17 protein-coding genes are annotated in these 18,815 nt (G+C 67.0%); 4 read left to right on the top strand and 13 right to left on the bottom strand.

Going from position 1 to position 18,815, the window contains the following annotated elements:
- Nucleotides 1-8: 8 nt before the first annotated feature.
- The 4 genes from OL599_RS02555 to OL599_RS02540 all read right to left on the bottom strand — a co-directional run bounded on the left by OL599_RS02555 (nucleotide 9) and on the right by OL599_RS02540 (nucleotide 3,906).
- Nucleotides 9-656, bottom strand: coding sequence for an ABC transporter substrate-binding protein (locus tag OL599_RS02555; RefSeq protein WP_264712020.1), 648 nt, complete (start codon nucleotides 654-656; stop codon nucleotides 9-11).
- Between the two features lie 200 nt (nucleotides 657-856).
- Entirely contained in the window at nucleotides 857-1,702 is an 846-nt protein-coding gene (locus OL599_RS02550) for a class I SAM-dependent methyltransferase (RefSeq protein WP_264712019.1), read from the bottom strand.
- A 108-nt stretch (nucleotides 1,703-1,810) separates the two neighbouring features.
- Nucleotides 1,811-2,500, bottom strand: coding sequence for a hypothetical protein (locus tag OL599_RS02545; protein ID WP_264712018.1), 690 nt, complete (start codon nucleotides 2,498-2,500; stop codon nucleotides 1,811-1,813).
- On the bottom strand, nucleotides 2,497-3,906 hold the full coding sequence (locus OL599_RS02540) for a helix-turn-helix domain-containing protein (RefSeq protein WP_264712017.1): 1,410 nt from the start codon (nucleotides 3,904-3,906) through the stop codon (nucleotides 2,497-2,499). Before OL599_RS02540 ends, OL599_RS02545 begins: the two co-directional genes overlap by 4 nt.
- A 153-nt stretch (nucleotides 3,907-4,059) precedes the next feature.
- On the opposite strand from OL599_RS02540, the gene aceA reads away from it, so the two are divergent.
- Nucleotides 4,060-5,484, top strand: coding sequence for an isocitrate lyase (gene aceA / locus OL599_RS02535; RefSeq protein WP_264712016.1), 1,425 nt, complete (start codon nucleotides 4,060-4,062; stop codon nucleotides 5,482-5,484).
- Between the two features lie 799 nt (nucleotides 5,485-6,283).
- Here aceA and OL599_RS02530 read toward each other — a convergent pair.
- Entirely contained in the window at nucleotides 6,284-6,553 is a 270-nt protein-coding gene (locus tag OL599_RS02530) for a hypothetical protein (RefSeq protein ID WP_264712015.1), read from the bottom strand.
- Nucleotides 6,554-6,761: 208 nt separating this feature from the next.
- Between OL599_RS02530 and OL599_RS02525 the strand changes: the two genes are divergently transcribed.
- Together OL599_RS02525 and OL599_RS02520 are read left to right on the top strand one after the other, a co-directional pair.
- Nucleotides 6,762-7,472, top strand: coding sequence for a DUF3800 domain-containing protein (locus OL599_RS02525; protein WP_264712014.1), 711 nt, complete (start codon nucleotides 6,762-6,764; stop codon nucleotides 7,470-7,472).
- Between the two features lie 438 nt (nucleotides 7,473-7,910).
- Entirely contained in the window at nucleotides 7,911-8,150 is a 240-nt protein-coding gene (locus tag OL599_RS02520; protein ID WP_264712013.1) for a hypothetical protein, read from the top strand.
- 58 nt (nucleotides 8,151-8,208) lie between these two features.
- On the opposite strand, the gene OL599_RS02515 is transcribed toward OL599_RS02520, so the two are convergent.
- From OL599_RS02515 to OL599_RS02495, 5 genes are all read right to left on the bottom strand, one after another.
- Complete coding sequence (locus OL599_RS02515) at nucleotides 8,209-8,733, bottom strand: c-type cytochrome (RefSeq protein ID WP_264712012.1); 525 nt, start codon at nucleotides 8,731-8,733, stop codon at nucleotides 8,209-8,211.
- A gap of 589 nt (nucleotides 8,734-9,322) precedes the next feature.
- The gene (locus OL599_RS02510; RefSeq protein ID WP_264712011.1) at nucleotides 9,323-10,432 is read right to left on the bottom strand and encodes an AI-2E family transporter; all 1,110 of its coding nucleotides are present in this window, start codon (nucleotides 10,430-10,432) and stop codon (nucleotides 9,323-9,325) included.
- A 280-nt stretch (nucleotides 10,433-10,712) separates the two neighbouring features.
- A complete protein-coding gene (locus OL599_RS02505) occupies nucleotides 10,713-11,504 on the bottom strand; it encodes a hypothetical protein (protein ID WP_264712010.1) in 792 nt (263 codons plus the stop codon).
- A 25-nt stretch (nucleotides 11,505-11,529) separates the two neighbouring features.
- Entirely contained in the window at nucleotides 11,530-12,051 is a 522-nt protein-coding gene (locus OL599_RS02500; protein WP_264712009.1) for a hypothetical protein, read from the bottom strand.
- 967 nt (nucleotides 12,052-13,018) lie between these two features.
- On the bottom strand, nucleotides 13,019-13,609 hold the full coding sequence (locus OL599_RS02495; RefSeq protein ID WP_264712008.1) for an OmpA/MotB family protein: 591 nt from the start codon (nucleotides 13,607-13,609) through the stop codon (nucleotides 13,019-13,021).
- A gap of 377 nt (nucleotides 13,610-13,986) precedes the next feature.
- On the opposite strand from OL599_RS02495, the gene OL599_RS02490 reads away from it, so the two are divergent.
- Nucleotides 13,987-15,498 (top strand): serine hydrolase domain-containing protein, encoded by a 1,512-nt coding sequence (locus OL599_RS02490; RefSeq protein WP_264712007.1) that lies wholly within the window; start codon nucleotides 13,987-13,989, stop codon nucleotides 15,496-15,498.
- Between the two features lie 272 nt (nucleotides 15,499-15,770).
- On the opposite strand, the gene OL599_RS02485 is transcribed toward OL599_RS02490, so the two are convergent.
- The 3 genes from OL599_RS02485 to kynU all read right to left on the bottom strand — a co-directional run bounded on the left by OL599_RS02485 (nucleotide 15,771) and on the right by kynU (nucleotide 18,772).
- The gene (locus tag OL599_RS02485; RefSeq protein WP_264712006.1) at nucleotides 15,771-16,850 is read right to left on the bottom strand and encodes an FUSC family protein; all 1,080 of its coding nucleotides are present in this window, start codon (nucleotides 16,848-16,850) and stop codon (nucleotides 15,771-15,773) included.
- A 58-nt stretch (nucleotides 16,851-16,908) separates the two neighbouring features.
- The gene (locus OL599_RS02480) at nucleotides 16,909-17,265 is read right to left on the bottom strand and encodes a hypothetical protein (RefSeq protein ID WP_264712005.1); all 357 of its coding nucleotides are present in this window, start codon (nucleotides 17,263-17,265) and stop codon (nucleotides 16,909-16,911) included.
- Nucleotides 17,266-17,536: 271 nt separating this feature from the next.
- Nucleotides 17,537-18,772, bottom strand: coding sequence for a kynureninase (gene kynU / locus OL599_RS02475; protein ID WP_264712004.1), 1,236 nt, complete (start codon nucleotides 18,770-18,772; stop codon nucleotides 17,537-17,539).
- Nucleotides 18,773-18,815 lie beyond the last annotated feature (43 nt).

Below are 18,815 nucleotides of genomic sequence, written 5' to 3'. Positions count from 1 at the left end.
CCGGACGATCAGGCGAGCGCGCCGCCCGACAGATCCGCCACTTTCCGCTGCAGGCTGGCGACCAGGGCGGTGCCGCCGCCGCGGGTGAGCTCGCTGCGGAAGTCGGAGCGCTGGACGGCCACGCGGCTGATCGCCCCGTCGGCAAGCACGTCCACCGCCCGCCATCCGCCGCCCGTCTGGCGCATCACATAGCCCAGCACCGTGACCGACCCGGAGTTCGAGACAATCCGCGTGGTGACGACCTGATCGCCATTGCCGACCGCCCGGGTCTCCGGCGCGATCTGGAACGTCTCGCCGGCGTAGCTGTCGAAATTCGCGACATAATTGGCGATCGTGTAGCGGCGGAACGCGGTCCGAAGCTGGTCCTGCTGGTCGGCCGGCAGGGTTGCCCAGCGCGGTCCGACCGAGGTTCGCAGCACGGCATCGAGGTCGAAAACCTGGTCGACGCTCGCGGCCACCATCTCGAAGCGCTGGCCGAAGGGCGCGGGCCGCCCGGCCTTCATGGCGGCGACGAGTGCCGCGTTCAGCCGCTCGACCGGAGCCGCCGGGCCGGCGCCCGGCTGCGCGTGCGCAACGCGGGCGAGCCCGCCGGCGGCCATCGCGGTGGCGACGGCAAGACGCAACAGGGTTCGGCGCTCGATCGGGTTCACGGACATGGATGCACCTCCAGATCTGCTCTACGCTTGTGCGTGCGCGGGCACGCGATGCGAATGTGATTGAACCGGCCGGCGCCCGCTGTGAAACCGATCACAGGGCGGGAAGATTGACCGAGGCCGCGCCGCCTTGCCGGGAGTGACTTGTACGGGGACATAGCCAAACGGCGGCGAAAACGCATCCCCCTGTTCGCTGATATCGGTTATGCCCGCAGCAATGGACCAGGCCGGGCGGCGCGCAGGGAGAACGCCAAAGGCAGCCAGGGGCGGTCGGGCCAGCGGAACAGGCCGTCCGCGCCTTTGGCCAGGCAGGTGAACATGCGCCATGGCACGACGGCGTGCTCGTGCAGGAACTCCAGCGCCAGCCCCGCGCGCAGCAGCCCGGTCACCACCTCGCCCAGCGGATGCATGAACTGGTGCTGGCGGGTGTTGCGCAGGCTGACATGCGGGTTCGCGTAGTCGCAGCCCTGGTCCAGGATCAGCGCCTCGCCGAGGAAGTAGGGCACGTAGAAGCCCGGGCGCCCGTCGCCGCACGGCGTCTCGTCGTCCAGCACCAGCGCGGCCGGATGTCCTTCGGCCAGATACAGCGCGCCGCCGGGCTTCACGAACCAGGCGACGACCTGCGCCCAGCGCGCCACATCCGGCAGCCAGCACAGCGCGCCCCAGGTCACGAACACCAGATCGAAGCCCTGCGGCTCAGGAATGGCAGCCGGCGCGTCGTAGACGTTTGCCTCCACGAACCGCGCCCGTCCGGCGAGCCCCAGTTCCGCCGCCAGCTCCCGCGCGACGGCGATGGCGCGCGGCGAGAAGTCGAGCCCCACCACCTCGGCCCCGCGCTGCGCCAGCGTCAATGTGTCGGCACCGAAATGGCATTGCAGATGCAGCACCCGCTTGCCCGCGACCGGACCGAGTTCGCCCTCCTCGATCGGGTGCAGCCGGCCGCGCCCGGCGCGCAGCGCGGTCAGGTCGTAGGCGCGCGGGTCCAGATGCGCGTCAACGCGCTCGTCCCAGTTCGCCCGGTTCGCCTGCAGCCAGTCGGGTTCGTTCATCGGACATCTCCGGATCAGCCCTGTCCCCTGCGCCGCCATATACACGCTGCGCGCGGAATCGGGCAGGCGCCTGGGGCACGCGCGGCGCCGGGCTGGCGGCATCCGGCCTCATCCGCCGAACAGCCGCTTCCAGAAACGCCCAGGTCCCGGCTTCGGCTCCCGCCTGCCATGCGCCACGTGCGGCATGCGCGCCGGGGGGCGGAGGGCGCTGCTGATCAAGTGCCGTCCGGTGTCGCCGGCGGCAATCAGGGTGCGCTGGAAGCCGACGATGCGGGCTGAGTTCTCGTCCGGTGCGGCCGCTTCCAACCCCGCCGCGCGCGCGTCGGCCGCAACGAGGTCGTCGGCGCGGCGCAGCACATCGACCAGCCGGAGCGCGCTTTCGAGGCTGGCAGGTTCGCCCCAGCACGCGGCGGCGTCAGCGCGGAAGCTGCGCGCGGCCGCGTCGTCGCCGGCATCGTCGGCGGCCCAGGCGGCTTGCAGCAGCGCCTCGGCCCGCTGTGCCGGCGGGCACAGCATCGCCCAGCGCAGGAACGCCAGCGCCGCGGCCGGCGTGGCCCGCACTGCCTGATATGCATCCGACCGCACGATCGCCGCCGCTTCCACCGGCAACGCCGCGAGATCGGGCGCGGCGGCGCCGCAGCCGCGGCAGGTGGCGATCCAGCGGCCGAGCGTGGACCGCGTCGGCTCGCCCGGGCGCAAATCGAGGTCGGGCGCCAGTTCCGGCGGCGGCGCGCGGAACGGCGGGCGGGCCGGCGTGCCGCAGACGGCGCAGACGCGCGGCGAGGGCGGTTCGGTCATGACGCCTTGCTATCCCGCCGTGCCTCGAACCGATAGGGGCTGGCGCTGGTGGTGAGCGGATCGAGCGCCAGCCGGTGCTCCAGCGGCGGGAACGCGCGGCTGCGGCAGTCCGGGCGGTCGCACAGCCGGCAGGACAGGCCGATGCCCACCACCGCACGCTCCAGGTCCAGTCCGTCGGCGTAGACGAGATCGCCGGCATGGGCGACGTCGCAGCCCATGGCGATGACATGCACCGGCGGCGGCTCGCCCCAATGTGCGGCCGGGGCGATCACGGCGCGGGCGAAGCACAGGAAGGTGGCGCCGTCCGGCAGTTGCGCCACCTGCACCCGCACGCTGCCGGGCGTGGCCAGCGCGCCATGCACCACCCAGCGCGGGCAGGAACCGCCGAAGCGCGCGAACGGGAAGCCGGCGGCGGAGAAGCGCTTGGAGACGTTGCCGGCGGGATCGACGCGCAGGAAGAAGAACGGCACCCCCCGCGCGCCCGGCCGCTGCAATGAGGACAAACGCTGGCAGGCCTGCTCGAAACTGACGCCGAAACGGGCGGCCAGCGCGTCCACGTCGTGGCGCAGCTCGTGCGCCGCGGCCAGGAACGGCGCGTACGGCATCAGCAGCGCGGCGGCCACATAGTTCAGCAGGCCGACGCGGATCAGCGCCGCGGCCTCGGGCGAGGAGGGGGGCGTGATTTCGACCACGTGCTCCACGGCGTCGCGCGCCTCCAGCAATGCCAACTGGAAGGCCATGTGGAAGCCGCGGCTTTCACGCGGCAGCATTTCCGACAGCGCCAGGCTGCGGGTTGCCGGATCGAACCGGCGCAATGCGTGGTCAAGCGGGCCCACGGTGACGCTGAGCCCGTGGCGGCCGCGCAGGCGTTCGGCGATGGCGTGGTTCGTCTCCGCCGGACGCACGCCGAGTTCCGCCGTCAGCGCCTCGGCCGCGGCTTCCAGGGCGGGGAAATGGTTGGCGTGCTCGTTGAAGAAATCGCGCACCTCCTCGGTCGGCACCTGGATGCGCCGGCCGGAGGGCAGGGCGATGCCGCCGGCATCCTCGTGCGCCACCCGCCAGGCGCGGTACAGCGCCAGCACGGCGCGTGCGGCGGCGGGACTGGCGGAGGCAAGCTGGGCCACCTCGGCTTCCGGCACCGCGTCGGCGCCCAGCAGCGGCTCCGCAAAGATCTCGCGCAACTGCGCCTCCAGCTGGCGTTCCGCGGTGCCCGACAGGGCGGAGAAATCCACCCGCAGGGTCTCCGCCAGCTTGATCAGCAGCGAAGCGGTGACGCCCCGCTGGTCGTGCTCGATCAGGTTCAGGTAGCTGGCGGAGATGCCGAGCCGCGCGGCCAGCGCCTGCTGCGTCATCTGCTGTTCCTGCCGCAGCCGGCGGACGGTGCGGCCGATAAGGGGGCGCGCCATTCTTTACAACCTTTACAGATTTACAGACGGCCCGGAAAATCTTGTGACCCGATTGCAGCCTAGCGCGCATTTTCCGGATAAACTTCGCAATCGCAATGTGAATTATTGACGCCAGCACCGGCGCTGGCCCGGCGCCCTTTGGAGACAATTCACATGCGCCCGACCCCGACCCTCTGCCGCATCCCCGACGGCGTTCCCGGCGGCCCGGCCTTCGACGCCGAACGCTTCAACGACATCGTCCGCGACTACAGCGCTGCCGATGTCGAGCGGCTGTCCGGCAATTTCCGCGTTCGCCACACGCTGGCCGAGATGGGCGCGCGGCGGCTGTGGCAGATCCTGAAAAGCGAGCCGTTCGTGAACACGCTGGGTGCGATGACCGGCAACCAGGCGGTGCAGCAGGTGAAGGCCGGGCTGAAGGCGATCTACCTCTCGGGCTGGCAGGTCGCCGCCGACGCCAACACCGCCGGGCAGATGTATCCGGACCAGTCGCTGTATCCCGTGGATTCCGTGCCGAACGTGGTCCGGCGCATCAACGCCGCCCTGCGCCGCTGCGACCAGATCGCGCGGCTGGAAGGCGACACCTCCACCTACTGGATGGCGCCGATCATCGCCGACGCCGAGGCGGGGTTCGGCGGCGCGCTGAACGCGTATGAGTTGATGAAGGGCATGATCGAGGCCGGCGCTGCCGGCGTGCATTTCGAGGACCAGCTCGCCAGTGAGAAGAAATGCGGCCATCTGGGCGGCAAGGTGCTGGTGCCGATCAGCCAGCATATCCGCACCCTGAACGCCGCCCGCCTGGCCGCCGACGTGGAAGGGGTTGCGACCTTGCTGCTGTGCCGCACCGACAGCCATTCCGCGCAGCTGCTGACCGCCGACGTGGACGAGCGCGACCGCCCGTTCATCACCGGCGAACGCACCGCCGAGGGCTTCCACCTGATACGCAAGGGCATCGGCGTGGACTACGCGATCGCCCGCAGCCTGGCCTATGCCCCCTATGCCGACCTGCTGTGGTGGGAGACCAGTGAGCCGAACCTGAAGGAAGCGGAGAAATTCGCCAACGCGATCCACAGACAGTTCCCGGGCAAGATGCTGGCCTATAACTGCTCGCCCAGCTTCAACTGGCAGAAGAAGCTGGCGCCCGAGGACATCGCGCGGTTCCAGCGGACCATCGGGTCCATGGGCTACAGGTTCCAGTTCGTGACGCTGGCCGGCTTCCATAGCCTGAACTACTCGATGTTCCAGCTTGCCCGCGGCTATCGCGACAGGGGCATGGAAGCCTATTCCGAGCTGCAGCAGGCCGAGTTCGCGGCCGAGGCCGATGGCTACAGCGCGACGCGCCACCAGCGCGAAGTGGGCGTGGGCTATTTCGATGCGGTGGCGATGGCGGTGTCCGGCGGCAAGGCCTCCACCACGGCGCTGGCCGGCAGCACCGAAGCCGCGCAGTTCCACGATGGCCATGAGGACGCACACGCGGCCGCGCCCGAGCCGGCGGCTGTCGCCCCGGCGAAGAGTGCCCAGGACTACGACGAGGGCCTGGTGCACTGCCACGAATGGGCGGCCAGCGCGACGGCGAAGTAACGAAGTCGCCGGGGGTACAAGGGGCGGGCTCCCCCGCCTAGCCCCACCCCGGCTTCTCCTTCCGTCCACCGGACTAAAGAGTGGATGGCCCCTCCCGGCCTTGGAAGGAACAACTCAAGCGACCCGGCGCAGATGGGGCACATGCGCGCCGGGTCGATTTTGTTTGGTGAGAAACGAAGTCGCAAATGCGGCGTGCCAGTCAGGAATTCAATGTGCGACTCGTCGGTCCATGGATAGCGTGCCGCTAACTGGCATGCATCGAACGATCTCTTTGTGGTGGGTCGCGCGACAATACCAGATAGTGGGTCCGTCAAGCCATAAGGCCACAGCATTTTGCGATATTGGCCCCCGCAGTCTGATTACGGTGTTGCAGTGAGGCCCGCTTTCTGGAATGACTGACCGCGACAGAAAAAGCCCGGCGGTTGCGACGCCGGGCCTGCCAGATACCCGCTGCTACTAGGAGTCTGAGCGGACAGGTCAGTACATTTGTCTTAATTTTGTCGATAACGAGAAAACCTGATCTGGTCAAGGGCTCCGTTCATGTCTCGGCAATATGCCGGACGCAGGAGTACGAATATGGCTATTCTAAAATGGACTACGTGCGGCAGCGGTCATTGGTGCGCCTTTGACACCTTGGACCTCTCCAGTATCGGCCAGACGATCGGTGTGTATATCATTTGGCACGCGGGCAATCCAAGTAGGATTGTCCGTGTTGGGCAAGGCGTGATCGCTGATCGGATCCACGAACACCGCCGGAATGCGAAAGTCACTCAATACCGCCGATATGGGACGCTTCGAGTCACGTGGGCAGCGGTCCCCACGGCGTCTGGCCGGGATGGGATTGAGCGGTATCTTGCGAACACGTGGAAACCACTAGTCGGAGACGCGTGGCCTGATGTTCATCCAATCGCGGTAAACTCTCCATGGGGATGAGGGCTTGATATCCGGCCAGGATCGCATCTATGGCTTCTACCAACTTCATATATTGGTACCACGCCCATGGAGGTTCCTGGCCGGCATCTAACTTCGCCTGCGCCCAGTCGCGCACTCGTCGGAGTTCGTCGTCCATGCTTCTGTCCTTTGCTCGCCGTCTTCGTTTGTTCGCCCGTCGGCACCCGCCTTGCGCTCACAGTCACTTTGCCCTGAACGCAGATTTGTCCTCGTTGGTTCCTAATGACCGAGCGACATCCTCGAAGCGGTGAATTTGCCCATCCTTGGAATCCTCCACTAAGTCCTTTGGTCCTCGCATGGTCGTAGCCCCGCCTAAGCCACCACACTTGCAGCATATCTACATCGACGAAAGCAGTCAGACGCAGAATCGATTTTTAGTTCTAGGCGGCATAAACGTGCCATCGGAAACCGTTCAACACCTAGAGGATGAAATTAGGCGATCGCGGCTACCAGCCCTCCCGTACGGCGAAATGAAGTGGCAGAAGGTCTCAACTTCAAAACTGGATACTTATAAGCGCGTTTCAGATGTAGTTCTCAGCCCATCCCAAGGGCCTTTGCGGGCCATCGAATTTCATTCTCTTGTCGTAGATACGCGCAAACTGAAAGATAAAACGTTTAATAAAGGGTCGCGTGAAGTTGGTTTCAACAAAGAAATTTACCAACTTTGCCAGAAATTTGGCCGCATACACCGATCCGCGTTATTCCATGTATATCTGGACAATAGAGACACTAATTCGTCCACGAATGAACTTAGAAATATTTTGAATTTTGGCATAAGGAGCGGCCAAGCTGATCGCGATTGGCCGTATAGACGGGTGCATTTTCGCAATTCGTCGGATTGTCTTAGCCTGCAAATCGTAGATCTTTTCTTAGGTGCTATCGCCTTTAAACTAAACGGACACTACGCTGCCATCGGCGCATCTGAGTCGAAACGCTCATTGTCCGATTTCATATTGCAAAAAGCAGGGGTTCGTAGTGTTGAAAAGGACACGGCTGTGCGCGGCAGATTTACTATTTGGCACCGTCAATTGAAATAGTCTGGTCCTGCGACTCTAGACGATTCCTCGTCACCGTCTTTGGACGGGTCCACTGCCTTTGGCAGTGGCTTCGAGTCGCAGGAGTGTGTCCTTATAACGTGGTAATTGTACCACAGTCAAATTCTTTTACGGTATCGTTGACGCCTGTAAGTCAATCGCTTGGCAAGCGATACCCCGCAACACGGTTGCGACCCGCATCGCATTATCTACACCCAGCCTCGCTCGATTGTTGTACCGGGGCCGCCCATATGGAAGGGACGGGCGGAGTTGCCACGCTCCAACAGCGTGAGGACCGTCAGTTAGTTTCCGTAGCACGACTCTGACATCTCATGGCGGCCCCGGTGAAGACTCGCGAGGGGGTGGCAACGGGCGCAATCGGCTCAAGCTTGCGCCCGTTGTCGGAATGGAGAGAGCGGAATCCAGTGGCAAGCGGCGGCGTTGGCGGCGGGCGAGATCGCGCAGGGTTGGACGAAGGAAGGGGGACCCGGCGGGGCGATCCTGCTGTTCGATGCCGACGATATCCGCGCGGAAGCCTGCGGCGGGCTGGCCAGCCTGGACCTGCCGTTCCGTGCCGATACGGCGGTGCGTTTCGCCGTGATCAGCAAGCATTTTCTGTGCGGGCCGTTTGCGGCGGACGGATGCATCTCGGGTTCAACGACGCGCTGGGCGTACACCTGAAGCTGCCGCCGGCGCTGGGCGCCGCGTCGGTGGGGCGCGCCCTGCCTGCCTGGTCCGGTCACCCCTTGCGAAGGCTGATGATGTAGGCGGCGATCGCGTCCGCCTGGTCCTGTGGCAGCCCGGTGTTCAGCATGTGCAGATGCGGCTTCTGGATGACGGCACTGAGCTTCGCCGCCGTGGCCCCCTGACGGTTGGCGATCGCGTCGAAGGCAGGCGCGTCGGTCCAGCCGCGTTGGCCGCTGGGAACGACCACGTGGCAGCGAGAACAGAGTTGCTGCGCGAGCGTCTGGCCGGTCGCAGCATTGTTCGGTGCTGATTGCGCGTATGCGCATGGGGGCGCCATTGCCAGACAGGCCGCGGCAATGACACCCGGGATGTCCCATACGGTCGCCATTCTGCCCGCGATCTTCGCCGTCTCACGGGGCCCTCGCAAGGCTTTTGACCGGCGCCGAGGCGGGTATCGGAAACCGTCATCCTGGCGCAGGCGTCCTCGCAATCGGGTGATCAGCGCGTGGATCGCATCGGATTGGCGATCCTCGCATTTGTGACCGTTGCGACATGATGCCGCGGTCATGCCGGCCACCGACGTCTCCGGGTGGGCCCCGGCGAAGCATCGCAGGGGGTTGGCAACGGGCGCGATCGGGCCAAGATCGCGCCCGGTGTCTGTACGGAGAGAGCAGGATGCAGTGGCAAGCGGCGGCGTTGGCGGCGGGCGAGATCGCGCAGGGGTGGACGAAGGAAGGCGGGCCCGGCGGGGCGATCCTGCTGTTCGATGCCGACGATATCCGCGCCGAAGCCTGCGGCGGGATGGCCAGCCTGGAGCTGGACCTGCCGTTCCGTGCCGATACGGCGGTGCGCTTCGCCTCGATCAGCAAGCATTTCCTGTGCGGGCTGCTGGCGGCGGAGGGGCGGATCGGGTTCGAGGACGCACTGGGCGGACCTGCCGCTGACGCCGGCGCCGGGGGCCGTGACGGGGGGCGGATGCTGGACATGACCAGCGGGCTGCCGGACGCCATGGATACGCTGTGGCTGCTGGGCGTGCCGCCCACCGCCACGCTCGACAAACCTTATCCCGCAAAAGCCAAGATGCAGCTTCGGCGATGCAGGGGCGTGCGCATGCAGTTTGTGAGACCGCGTCGCCAGACGGAACTTGCACGGCGCTGCAGGGTAGATCAGCCTTCGGGCGGGATGTTTGCGTCGGGGTTCTCGTCGACCCAGCCGGTGAAAATCTGCCAGGCGAGGGCTAGCAGGGTTGCGCCGACGAACATCCCGATGATCCCACCCGTCGCCATGCCGCCGAGCGCGCCGACGAGGATGACGGGCATCGGCACGTCCACGCCGCGGCCAAGCATCAGCGGCTTGAGCACGTTGTCCGCCATGCCGGAGACGAGCAGAAGCGCCGTGTAGATAATCGCCTCGCCCGTGCCGGCGCCGCCGCGCGACCAGATCCAGGCGATCGCCGGCAGCGTTACGATCACCGCGGGAACCTGGACGATGCCAAGCACCAGAACCATCGCGGCGAGCGCGCCGGCCCACGGTACTCCCGCAACGAGGAGCGCAAGGCCGACGAGGATCGCCTGGATGAGTGCCACACCTACCACGCCCTGTGCGACGGCGCGGACGGTCGCGGTGGAGAGGCGGGCGAGGCTGGCCCCGCGTGGCTCGCCGGCGAGGCGCTCGAAGACGGACTGGCAGGCGCGGGCGCCTTTTTCGCCGAAGGCCATGAAGATGCCTGCGAGAACGAGGGCGCCGAGAAAGGCGAGCAGGCCTCCGACGATGCCGGCGACGAAGCCGAGCGCCGAGCGGGCGAGTTCGCCAATCTTTGGCTGCATGCTTTGCACGAGGGCGGGCAGATCGTCGTGCGCCAGGCTCCACATGGCGTGGAGCTTCTCGCCAATGATGGGCCAGGCCGCAACCGCCTCGGGTGGGGCCGGGATCTGCAATGTGTTCTGCTGCACGGCCTCGATCAGGGTCCGGATGGAGTCGCCCAGCGAACTCATCAATAAGGCGATGGGCACGACCAGCACGGCGATGCCGAGCAGCACCAGCAGGGTCGCTGCGAGCCACGACCGTCCGCCCAGATGGGCCGCGATACGCAGGTGCAGCGGGTAGACGGTCACCGCGAAGATCAGGGCCCAGATCGTGAGCGGGAGGAAGGGGGAAAGAACGCGGTAACAGAGCAGTGCCATGGCGAAGAGAACGCTGGCACGGATCAGCACCTCGAGCAGGCGGTGCCCGAGGCGTCGTTCGAAGTCCGCGTCGGGTGTGGAGAGCGGCGTCATGATGAGGTCACCACACGATCCGTCCAAAATCCCACGCTAAGCCGAGGTTGCCGCTCCTCGCTGGAACCCGGCCCAACCCGGTCCGGAGGCCCCTGTGCCGTGGCTGATCAAACTGATAACGGAACCCGAGGTGCTTTATGCCCTGACATCCCCAATCGTGTGTCGTTTCCGACCAACGTTCCAACACTGCGCAACCGGAAGCCGCCGGTTGTTTGAGTCGGCACTGATCACACCGCCCAACCGGAAGCCGAATGCCGTATTGGCGTTCTTCGTCCTCCTCTTATTCGCGCCGCTCGCCGACCAGGTGAGCAAGAAGCAGCCGCCGCATACGACGGCGTCGGATCGCGCCGCCGGCGACCAACATGCGCGCGAGCCGCCGCTCATGATCGCCCCCACCCTCCTCGTCGTCATCCTCTTCGCCGTCATCGGCTTGCGCGCGCCGTTCGCGAAGCAGGTGGGCAAGCAGCAGCCGGCGCACGCGACGGCGGCGCATCACACCGCCCGCGATCAAAAGGCGAACGAGACGCCGGTCCTGGCCACCCTCATCCTCATCTTCATCCTCGTCGTCTTCGTCCTCGTCTTCCTCCTCACGCGCTCCCGCACGGCGCTCCCTGAGCAGGCGGGCGAGCAGCAAACGGCGCAGGCGGCGTCGGCGGACGATGCCGCCCCCGATCAGCAGGCGGACCAACCGGCGATCCTCGCCGCCCGCCTCCTCCCCGTCCTCCCCCTCGCCTTCCTCACCTTCCTCGTCCTCCTCGTCTTCCTCGTCGTCCCGCTCGCTGCGCTCCTTGAGGAGCCGTGCGAGCAGAAGGCGGCGCAGGCGGCGTCGGCGGGCGATGCCGCCCGCGGCCAGCAGACGAACGAGGCGACGCTCTTCGCTACCGCCTTCGTCCCCGTCCTCATCCTCCCGCTCCCGGCCCTCCCGCAAGAGGTGCGCCAGCAGCAGATTACGTATGCGGCGGCGCCGCAGCATGCGGCTGCCGATCAGCAGCCTCGCGATCTCCCTGTCGTCTCGGCCACCTCCTTCCGAACCAACCTCATCTCGATCACGCAACAACGCGCCGGCTGCCATGGCATCCCCCTCTTGTTGCTGAGACTTAGTCCTGCGCCGGCCCGGCCGGGCCGGACTGGCGCGGCTTCGCGGCAGCGCCGGATGTTTGCTGCGCGGAGCCGCCCTCGGCTTCCGAAGCGTGCGGTGCGGTAACCTGCTGCAGTGCCGTGGCCAGGATCGCCTGACCCAGCACGCTGCGTTGAAGCAAAGCCGTCGTGCGGCTTCGTTCCATCAACGGCAGCAGCAGGGTCCGCCGCACCTCAGCTTCGTCTTCCGACTCTGGCACCTCATCCGTCTCGTCCCCGTTCCCGAGGGCGCAGGCTATTCCGGCTTCGAAGGCCTGCTCGACGATCGCTTCCAGTGTGTGCGAAGACTTGCTTGCTTGCAGGCTCGCCTTGTCTTGCTCGGACAGCTGGCGGCGCGCGCCTGTACTCTCCACCTTCTCGAGCCTGGTAATCTGGCCAGTGCTCGCATCGATGGTGAACGCGAACAGATCCGGTCCGGCAGACGAAGGCTTCTCCTCGTTTGGTACCTTGGGATTTTCCGCAGTCTCGGTGCTCTTAGCCATTTGCAACTCCTTGGAGTTCGATGTCTAAGGTCACGTGGCACCCAGGTCTTTGCGAGCGCCTCCTAGCAGATTTGTCGGACGACGGTCTTGGTGGGCATCCCCCAGCATGGACAGGCCGCCCACGTGGCGCGGGAGCCTACCAGAGATTTGGGTGTCCCATCACGTTGGGCGGCCGTCAACTTCTGGCGACCGCCTGAACGTGAAGGGCCAATGACTGAGAGCTGCCCGACTATCCGGCGCGACAGCTGGGGTCCACGTTCTGATCAAGCCGCGACCGCAGCAGGTCGTGCTCGCCGCTGTCGCTTCGCTCTCGGGGTCGCATGCGATTCTCGCTCGCTGCCTCCTGCCCACGGAATCACGGCACTCCGCGTCGGATCAATTCGTAAGGATATAACGCCACACTCGCGATTTTCCGACAATCATATGTCCTCAAAACTCAAGCCTCGGGATTTGTCAAACGACAGAGATGGGCGGAAAGCACCATTGCGTCACATCCTGTCCTGGACCTCGGCGCATCACACGGTTCGATCAACGAAGTGGCGCGACACAAATCGCGCCATTCCGGCGTGTCATATGCAGATCGTTAACGTGCCATCATCAGCGATGGCGCAGCGTCGCGCTCCATCGCCAACTCGGCTTGGAGGCTTTCGACGTCACGGAATATCGAGGCGACGGCAGGCACTTGGCCGTTTCGCTTGAGGCGCAGGAGACAGTCTTTGCGCGCAATATCTCCGTCGATTGTGAGTTCGTCCCATCTCTCAGCACGGCCGACATAGTTGATCGGGATGTCGTAATGCCGACCTCAGAAGAACGGGACGGGGATAAATCTCGCGCGCAGTCTGGAGTGGGACCCCTGGGCCGGAGGGGATCAGGCGGCGAGGCAACGGGCACACCACCCACGTCGAGGGTTGCCGCCCCCAGCCCCGTCGCCGTGGTTACGGGCTGCGGTTGACGGGTGGCAGTTCTGCTATGTGCCGTCCCCGGTGAGGGTGATGTCCACCCGCCGGTTCTTCGCTCGTCCCTCCGGCGTGTCGTTGGATGCGACCGGATGGTCGTCGCCAAAACCTTGTGCCGACAGGAGATTCGGGTTCACGCCCCGCGATTTGAGATAGTTGACCACGCTCTCGGCCCGCCGCGACGAAAGGTCGAGGTTGTTCGGAATCCCCATGGCCTGAAGTTGAGGCCCAACCGGCACATTGTCGGTATACCCGCCCACAACGATCTTCGTGTGCTGAAGCTTGGAAAGCGTCGGTACCATCTTGGCGAGCACAGGCGCGCCGGGCGCCAACTGCCAGCCGCCCGACGGGAAGATGTAGTCGGCGCTCGATGTGATCGTCACGGATCCATCCGACATGGCCACTTGCACCGGCTCACCAGCCAGCGCGGTCTTGAGCTCGTCAGCAACGTCCTTCAGCTTGTTGCCGCCTGTCATCGAAGCGCAAGCGGCTAACGCCAATGCGACCATCCCTGCGAGCACCAAGCGGGCCGGTCTGCGGAACAGTCTGTTTCCGGCAGGGTTGTGGGAAATGTTTGCCCGCAGGTTGACATCGCTGTCCATAGAGCACCTCCAGGTTAATAACAAATGAAATTATCCCGAATCTCCGGAAAGTGTCGTTGATATAAATCAACAATCACATTCAACGGGCGCAGCCGGCATTGCCGCTGGCATGCATCGGCCCTGTGCGGTGGGCCGGGACTTCGGTCAGGACGGCCCGGCCGAGCCGTATCTCGCCGTCATCTTGCGCTCCTGGACCCTGTGTTTGCGCTGCAGGAACCCGAGTGCTTGTTTACTGTGGTGACGGCATTCAGATGATATCAGCCGACAATCAGGGGTCACTGAAGTCACCGGGTGGCCTGTGGCAAACAAACGCAGGGGGTTGGCAACGGGCGCGATCGGGTCAAGATCGCGCCCGTTGTCTGTACGGAGAGAGCAGGATGCAGTGGCAAGCGGCGGCGTTGGCGGCGGGCGAAATCGCGCAGGGCTGGACCAGGGAAGGCGGGCCCGGCGGGGCGATCCTGCTGTTCGATGCCGACGATATCCGCGCCGAAGCCTGCGGCGGGCTGGCCAGCCTGGAGCTGGACCTGCCGTTCCGTGCCGATACGGCGGTGCGCTTCGCCTCGATCAGCAAGCATTTCCTGTGCGGGCTGCTGGCGACGGACGGGCATATCGGGTTCGACGACGCGCTGGGCGCGCATCTGCCGTTGCCGCCGGCGCTGGGCGCGGTGACGGTGGGGCGCGCGCTGGACATGACCGGCGGCCTGCCGGATGCGATGGAGACGCTGTGGCTGCTGGGCGTGCCGCCGACCGCCACGCTGGACCGGCACGCACTGCTGCGCTTCGTGTCGTCGCTGGAGGCGACGAATTTCGCGCCGGGCACCGAGATCTCCTACTCCAACACCGGCTATCGCCTGGTGCAGGCGGCGCTGGAAGCGAAGGGCATCGACTACGCGGCGGCGTTGCATGAGCGGTTCTTCCGCCCGTTGGGCCTGAGCATCCGCTTCCCGGAGGACGAGACCGACATCGTGCCGGCCCTGGCCACCGGCTATTGGCACGGGCCGCGCGGCTGGCAGCGCGGGCGCTACGGCCTGCATTTCTCCGCCTCCGGCGGGTTGGCCGGCAGCGCGCTGGACCTCACGGCCTGGGCGCAGGCGCTGATGTCCAGGCGCGGGCCGGCGGACGGGCTGCTGGCGCGGCTGGGGGCGCGGCGGCATCTGGCGGACGGGCGGGCGACCGAGTACGGGCTGGGGCTCGCGCGCTCGCCAGTGCCGGGATTGATCGCGCTGGGCCATGGCGGGTCGCTGCCCGGCTACAAGAACCATTTCCTGTTCGCGCCGGAATACAAGGCGGGGGTCGTGGTGCTGAGCAACCGCGAAGATACGGACGCGCATGGCGTCGCCCTGCGGGTGATGGCGGCGCTGGCCGGCACCACGCTGACCGAGCCGACGCCGGCGCTGCCGGACGGGCGGTTCCTGGCCGAGGACGGGCCATTCTGGCTGGAGCACCAGGGCGGGACGGCGACGTTCCTGGGCGCGCAGGAAACCCTGTATCCCGGCGAAGGAGGGTTCGCCGAAGGCCGCTCGGCGCACCTGCCCATGCGGCTGCGCCTGGCCGGCGGCGTGATCGAGGGCGAGATCGGACATGTGGCGCGGCGGTTCCACCCAGTGCCGGATGGTCTTTCCGCATCCGGCGCCTGGGCGGGACATTGGGTATGCGCGGCGCAGAACGCGCGGTTCGACATCGCCGTGTCCGCGGGTGTGGCGCGGCTCGCGATCGGTGCGGGGCCGCTTTACATGGAGTTGGAGCTAACGCCGCTGGGGCCGGATATGGCGCTGATGGAGCGGGGCGGGGACGGGCCGTGGCGGCAGCGCACGTGCCTGCAGTTCAGCGGCAACACGGTGCGGCTGGTGACCAATCGGTCGCGGATTCTGGTGTTCGAGAGGGGTTAGCGGCGACGCCCCCCTTTGGCCCGTGCTTTCCCGCAAGAGGAGGGGCGACGAAGAAAGGCAAGGTGACACCAAGGACATAGAGGACCACGGAGAGTACGAAGAACAGATGTGTAGAGCGGCCGGCCGCTCATGCGGCTTGAGATGAAGGCGCGCAGCGCGCGCGGATTTTTTTCTCCGTGTCCTCCGTGGTCCTCGGTGTCCTTCGTGCCCACTTCCCTTCCTTGCCGTGGTGGCAGCGCCCGCTTGGCGATCCCATCTCGGCCGGCATCGGTCTACCGGGCCGGGGCCGCCACGCCGCGTGTACGTTCGGCCAGGTCGTCCAGGTCGCGCTGGAGCTGCTCGGCGCGGAAGGCGCTGCCGAGGATGCGTCCGACGGCATCGGTCGGCAGTTCGCGGGTGAGGCCCTCGCGGCGGACCGTCTCGATGGCGGCGATGAAAGCGGCCATCGCGGTTCGCGGTGTCGGCGAGTCCGGGGGCGGGGCGGGCACCGGAAGCGCGGCGGCCAGGGCACGTAACTCGGCCGCCACCGCCTCGGCATAGGCCGACCAGGACGGCGCCAGCGCGAATTGGATATGCTCGGGCCAGGGCGCGCCGAACATGCGGTTCATCGCCAGGATATCCTGTTGCAGCCGGCGCAGGGTGCGGAACAGGGGCTCCGGATCGGGATGGTCGGACAGGCGGCTGCGGCGCTCACGCGCGGCCTCTTCCGCCGCGGTGCCGAGGCGGTTCAGCGCCGCCTGCACGCGCGCCGGCAGGCCCCCGAGGTCCGGCGCGCCGGCGTGCACCGCCGGCCCCAGCGCCGTCATGATCTGCGCAAGCAACAGCGCGGTTTCGCCGGCCGCCTCGCGAACCTGCGCATAGGCCCGCGCGGGGGCGATCAGCACGGCCACCACCACACCGATCACGGACCCGAGCATGATCTCGAGCAGGCGGTCGAACGCGTAGCCGAGCGGACCCTGTGTCGCGGCCCCGGTGCTCAAAAGCACGATGATCGCGGTGATCGGGGCGACGCGGTAGTCCGGGACGAAAGCGGTCAGCAGCACGAGCGGCGTCAGGGCGGCGACGAGAGCGAGGCCGATCGCCACCGGTGTATGAGCCGTCAGCAGGACCGCGGCGACGGTGCCGACCAGTGCGCCACAGACCGAGCCGACAAGGCGATCCATTGCCGCCTTCAACGAACCGCCGATGCTGTTCTGGGTGACGATGATGGTCGTGAGCACGGCCCAGTAGCCCTGGGGCAGCTGAAGGACCACGGCAAGTGCATAGGCGAGCATGGTCGAAATCATCATGCGCGCCGCGACCCAGAGGCGGACGCGGTGGCGGGCGAGATAGGAGGCGGCCGATACCGTCATGGGCGCTGGTGCCCCTTACCCCGGCCCACTTCCCTTGGCGGAGGGGGCGTGCGCCCTGTTATGCCGGCACGCGGGGCGTGGGTCGCGCGCTGACCGCCGGGCCGCAGCGGAGCCAGGTTTCGACGGGGGCGCTTTCACCGGCGCGGACCTGGACGGCTTCCTCGCTGAGCAGGCGCATCTGGATGGTGGTGCCGGCGCCGGGGTCGCCGGCGGGCACGACGTAGGAGAAGGCGTGGCGCGTGTAGTCGCCCTGGGTCTTCGTGCCGGCCGGGGTGACGATGCTGGGGCCGTTGATCATCATCCGCTGCGCGGGGGCGTGGCACCAGGCGCCGTCGATGGCGTCGGCGCGGGCGGAATGCGCGGCGAGCAGCAGGGCGGAAAATCCAAGTGCGGCACCGAGAAAGCGCAGGCGCATCGCTGGTCTCCCATCGTGGTGTGCGGGGTGACTGAGCGAAGGGCAGGGCTCTGCCCTGCACCCGCCAAAGGCCGGGGGCCTTTGGAAACCCGCTACTCTCCTTGCCTGATCGGCCGATATCATCCGAAGGGTGCCAAGGCAGCCGAGAGAGTATCGGATTGCCAAGGCTCCGCCTTGGCTGGGGTCCAGGGGCAAAGCCCCTGGCCTTGCCTGATCACGTACCGTTCACCCGTATAATGCCACGCTCACCGCGCAGGCAACGACTCTCCCCTCACGTCACCTTGCGGCGCTCGTTGAATTGCGGCTGCTGCCATTCGTTGCCGGCGAGCACCGCGCGCAGGGTCTGCACGGCGTCCCACAGTTCGGCATAGCCGAGATAAAGCGGGGTGATGCCGAAGCGCAGGACGTCCGGTGCGCGGAAGTCGCCGATGACGCCGCGGGCGATCAGGGCCTGCATGATCGGGTAGGCGTGCTCGTGGGCAAAACAGACCTGGCTGCCGCGGCGGGCGGGGTCGCTGGGCGAGGCCAGGCGCAGGCCGTGGCCGGGGCATTCCTGCGCCACGAGCTCGGCGAAGATGCGGGTCTGCTGCAGGGATTTCTCGCGGACGCCGTCCATCGGCGCCTGCAGGGCGATGTCCACGCCGACTTCCAGCGCGGCCACGCTGATCATCGGCGGGGTGCCCACCACCGCACGGGCAATGCCGGGGGCCGGGCGGTAGGAATGCTCGAAGGCGAAGGGCGCGGCGTGGCCCAGCCAGCCGGTGAGCGGGAAGCGCGCTTCCTGCTGAAGGCGCTCGGCGACATAGAGGAAGGCGGGCGCGCCAGGGCCGCCGTTGAGGAACTTGTAGCCGCAGCCGACGGCGAGATCGGCGTCGGCCGCGGCGAGGTCCACCGGCACGGCGCCGGCGGAGTGGGCGAGGTCCCACAGCATCAGCGCGCCGGCTGCGTGGGCGGCGCGGGTGATGGCGGCCATGTCGAACATGGCGCCGGTGTGGTAGTTCACATGGGTCAGCATCACCACCGCGGTGTCGGCGCCGATGGCGGCGGGGATCTCGCCGGCATCCACCAGGCGCAGCGTATGGCCGCGGCCGAGCAGGGCGGCGAGGCCCTCGGCGATGTAGAGGTCGGTGGGGAAGTTGCTGCGTTCGGACAGGATCACGCGGCGGTCCGGCCGCTGGTCCAGCGCGGCACCGAGCAGCTTGAACAGGTTCACCGAGGTGGAGTCGGCGACCGTGACGGTGCCGGCGGGGGCGCCGATCAGGCGGCCGATCTTGGCGCCGATGCGGGCGGGCGCCTCGATCCAGCCGGCGTCGTTCCAGCTGCGGATCAGGCCCTCGCCCCATTCGCGCGCCACCACTTCGGCGACGCGGGCAGGGGTGGCGCGGGGCAGGGCGCCGAGCGAGTTGCCGTCGAGATAGACCACGCCGTCGGGCAGGGTGAACAGGGCGCGGAAGGGCGCGAGCGGGTCGGCGCGATCGAGGGCTTCGAGATGGGCGCGGGTGATCATAGGGTGTCCGGGCGCTGCGGGATGGAGTGGGGCGATGCTGGCG

Source organism: Limobrevibacterium gyesilva (assembly GCF_025989185.1).
GTDB classification, from domain to species: Bacteria; Pseudomonadota; Alphaproteobacteria; order Acetobacterales; family Acetobacteraceae; genus Limobrevibacterium; species Limobrevibacterium gyesilva.
The sequence above is the reverse complement of the archived record's forward strand: the minus strand, read 5'-3'. Positions and strand labels throughout refer to the sequence as shown.

What these genes read in the sequence shown, in the direction of transcription:
- OL599_RS02545 (WP_264712018.1), bottom strand. Translation starts at nt 2,500, where the DNA reads ATGACCGAACCGCCCTCGCCGCGCGTCTGCGCCGTCTGCGGCACGCCG.
- kynU (WP_264712004.1), bottom strand. Translation starts at nt 18,772, where the DNA reads ATGATCACCCGCGCCCATCTCGAAGCCCTCGATCGCGCCGACCCGCTC.
- OL599_RS02555 (WP_264712020.1), bottom strand. Translation starts at nt 656, where the DNA reads ATGTCCGTGAACCCGATCGAGCGCCGAACCCTGTTGCGTCTTGCCGTC.
- OL599_RS02490 (WP_264712007.1), top strand. Translation starts at nt 13,987, where the DNA reads ATGCAGTGGCAAGCGGCGGCGTTGGCGGCGGGCGAAATCGCGCAGGGC.
- OL599_RS02550 (WP_264712019.1), bottom strand. Translation starts at nt 1,702, where the DNA reads ATGAACGAACCCGACTGGCTGCAGGCGAACCGGGCGAACTGGGACGAG.
- OL599_RS02500 (WP_264712009.1), bottom strand. Translation starts at nt 12,051, where the DNA reads ATGGCTAAGAGCACCGAGACTGCGGAAAATCCCAAGGTACCAAACGAG.
- OL599_RS02485 (WP_264712006.1), bottom strand. Translation starts at nt 16,850, where the DNA reads ATGACGGTATCGGCCGCCTCCTATCTCGCCCGCCACCGCGTCCGCCTC.
- aceA (WP_264712016.1), top strand. Translation starts at nt 4,060, where the DNA reads ATGCGCCCGACCCCGACCCTCTGCCGCATCCCCGACGGCGTTCCCGGC.
- OL599_RS02530 (WP_264712015.1), bottom strand. Translation starts at nt 6,553, where the DNA reads ATGGACGACGAACTCCGACGAGTGCGCGACTGGGCGCAGGCGAAGTTA.
- OL599_RS02510 (WP_264712011.1), bottom strand. Translation starts at nt 10,432, where the DNA reads ATGACGCCGCTCTCCACACCCGACGCGGACTTCGAACGACGCCTCGGG.
- OL599_RS02505 (WP_264712010.1), bottom strand. Translation starts at nt 11,504, where the DNA reads ATGGCAGCCGGCGCGTTGTTGCGTGATCGAGATGAGGTTGGTTCGGAA.
- OL599_RS02540 (WP_264712017.1), bottom strand. Translation starts at nt 3,906, where the DNA reads ATGGCGCGCCCCCTTATCGGCCGCACCGTCCGCCGGCTGCGGCAGGAA.
- OL599_RS02480 (WP_264712005.1), bottom strand. Translation starts at nt 17,265, where the DNA reads ATGCGCCTGCGCTTTCTCGGTGCCGCACTTGGATTTTCCGCCCTGCTG.
- OL599_RS02495 (WP_264712008.1), bottom strand. Translation starts at nt 13,609, where the DNA reads ATGGACAGCGATGTCAACCTGCGGGCAAACATTTCCCACAACCCTGCC.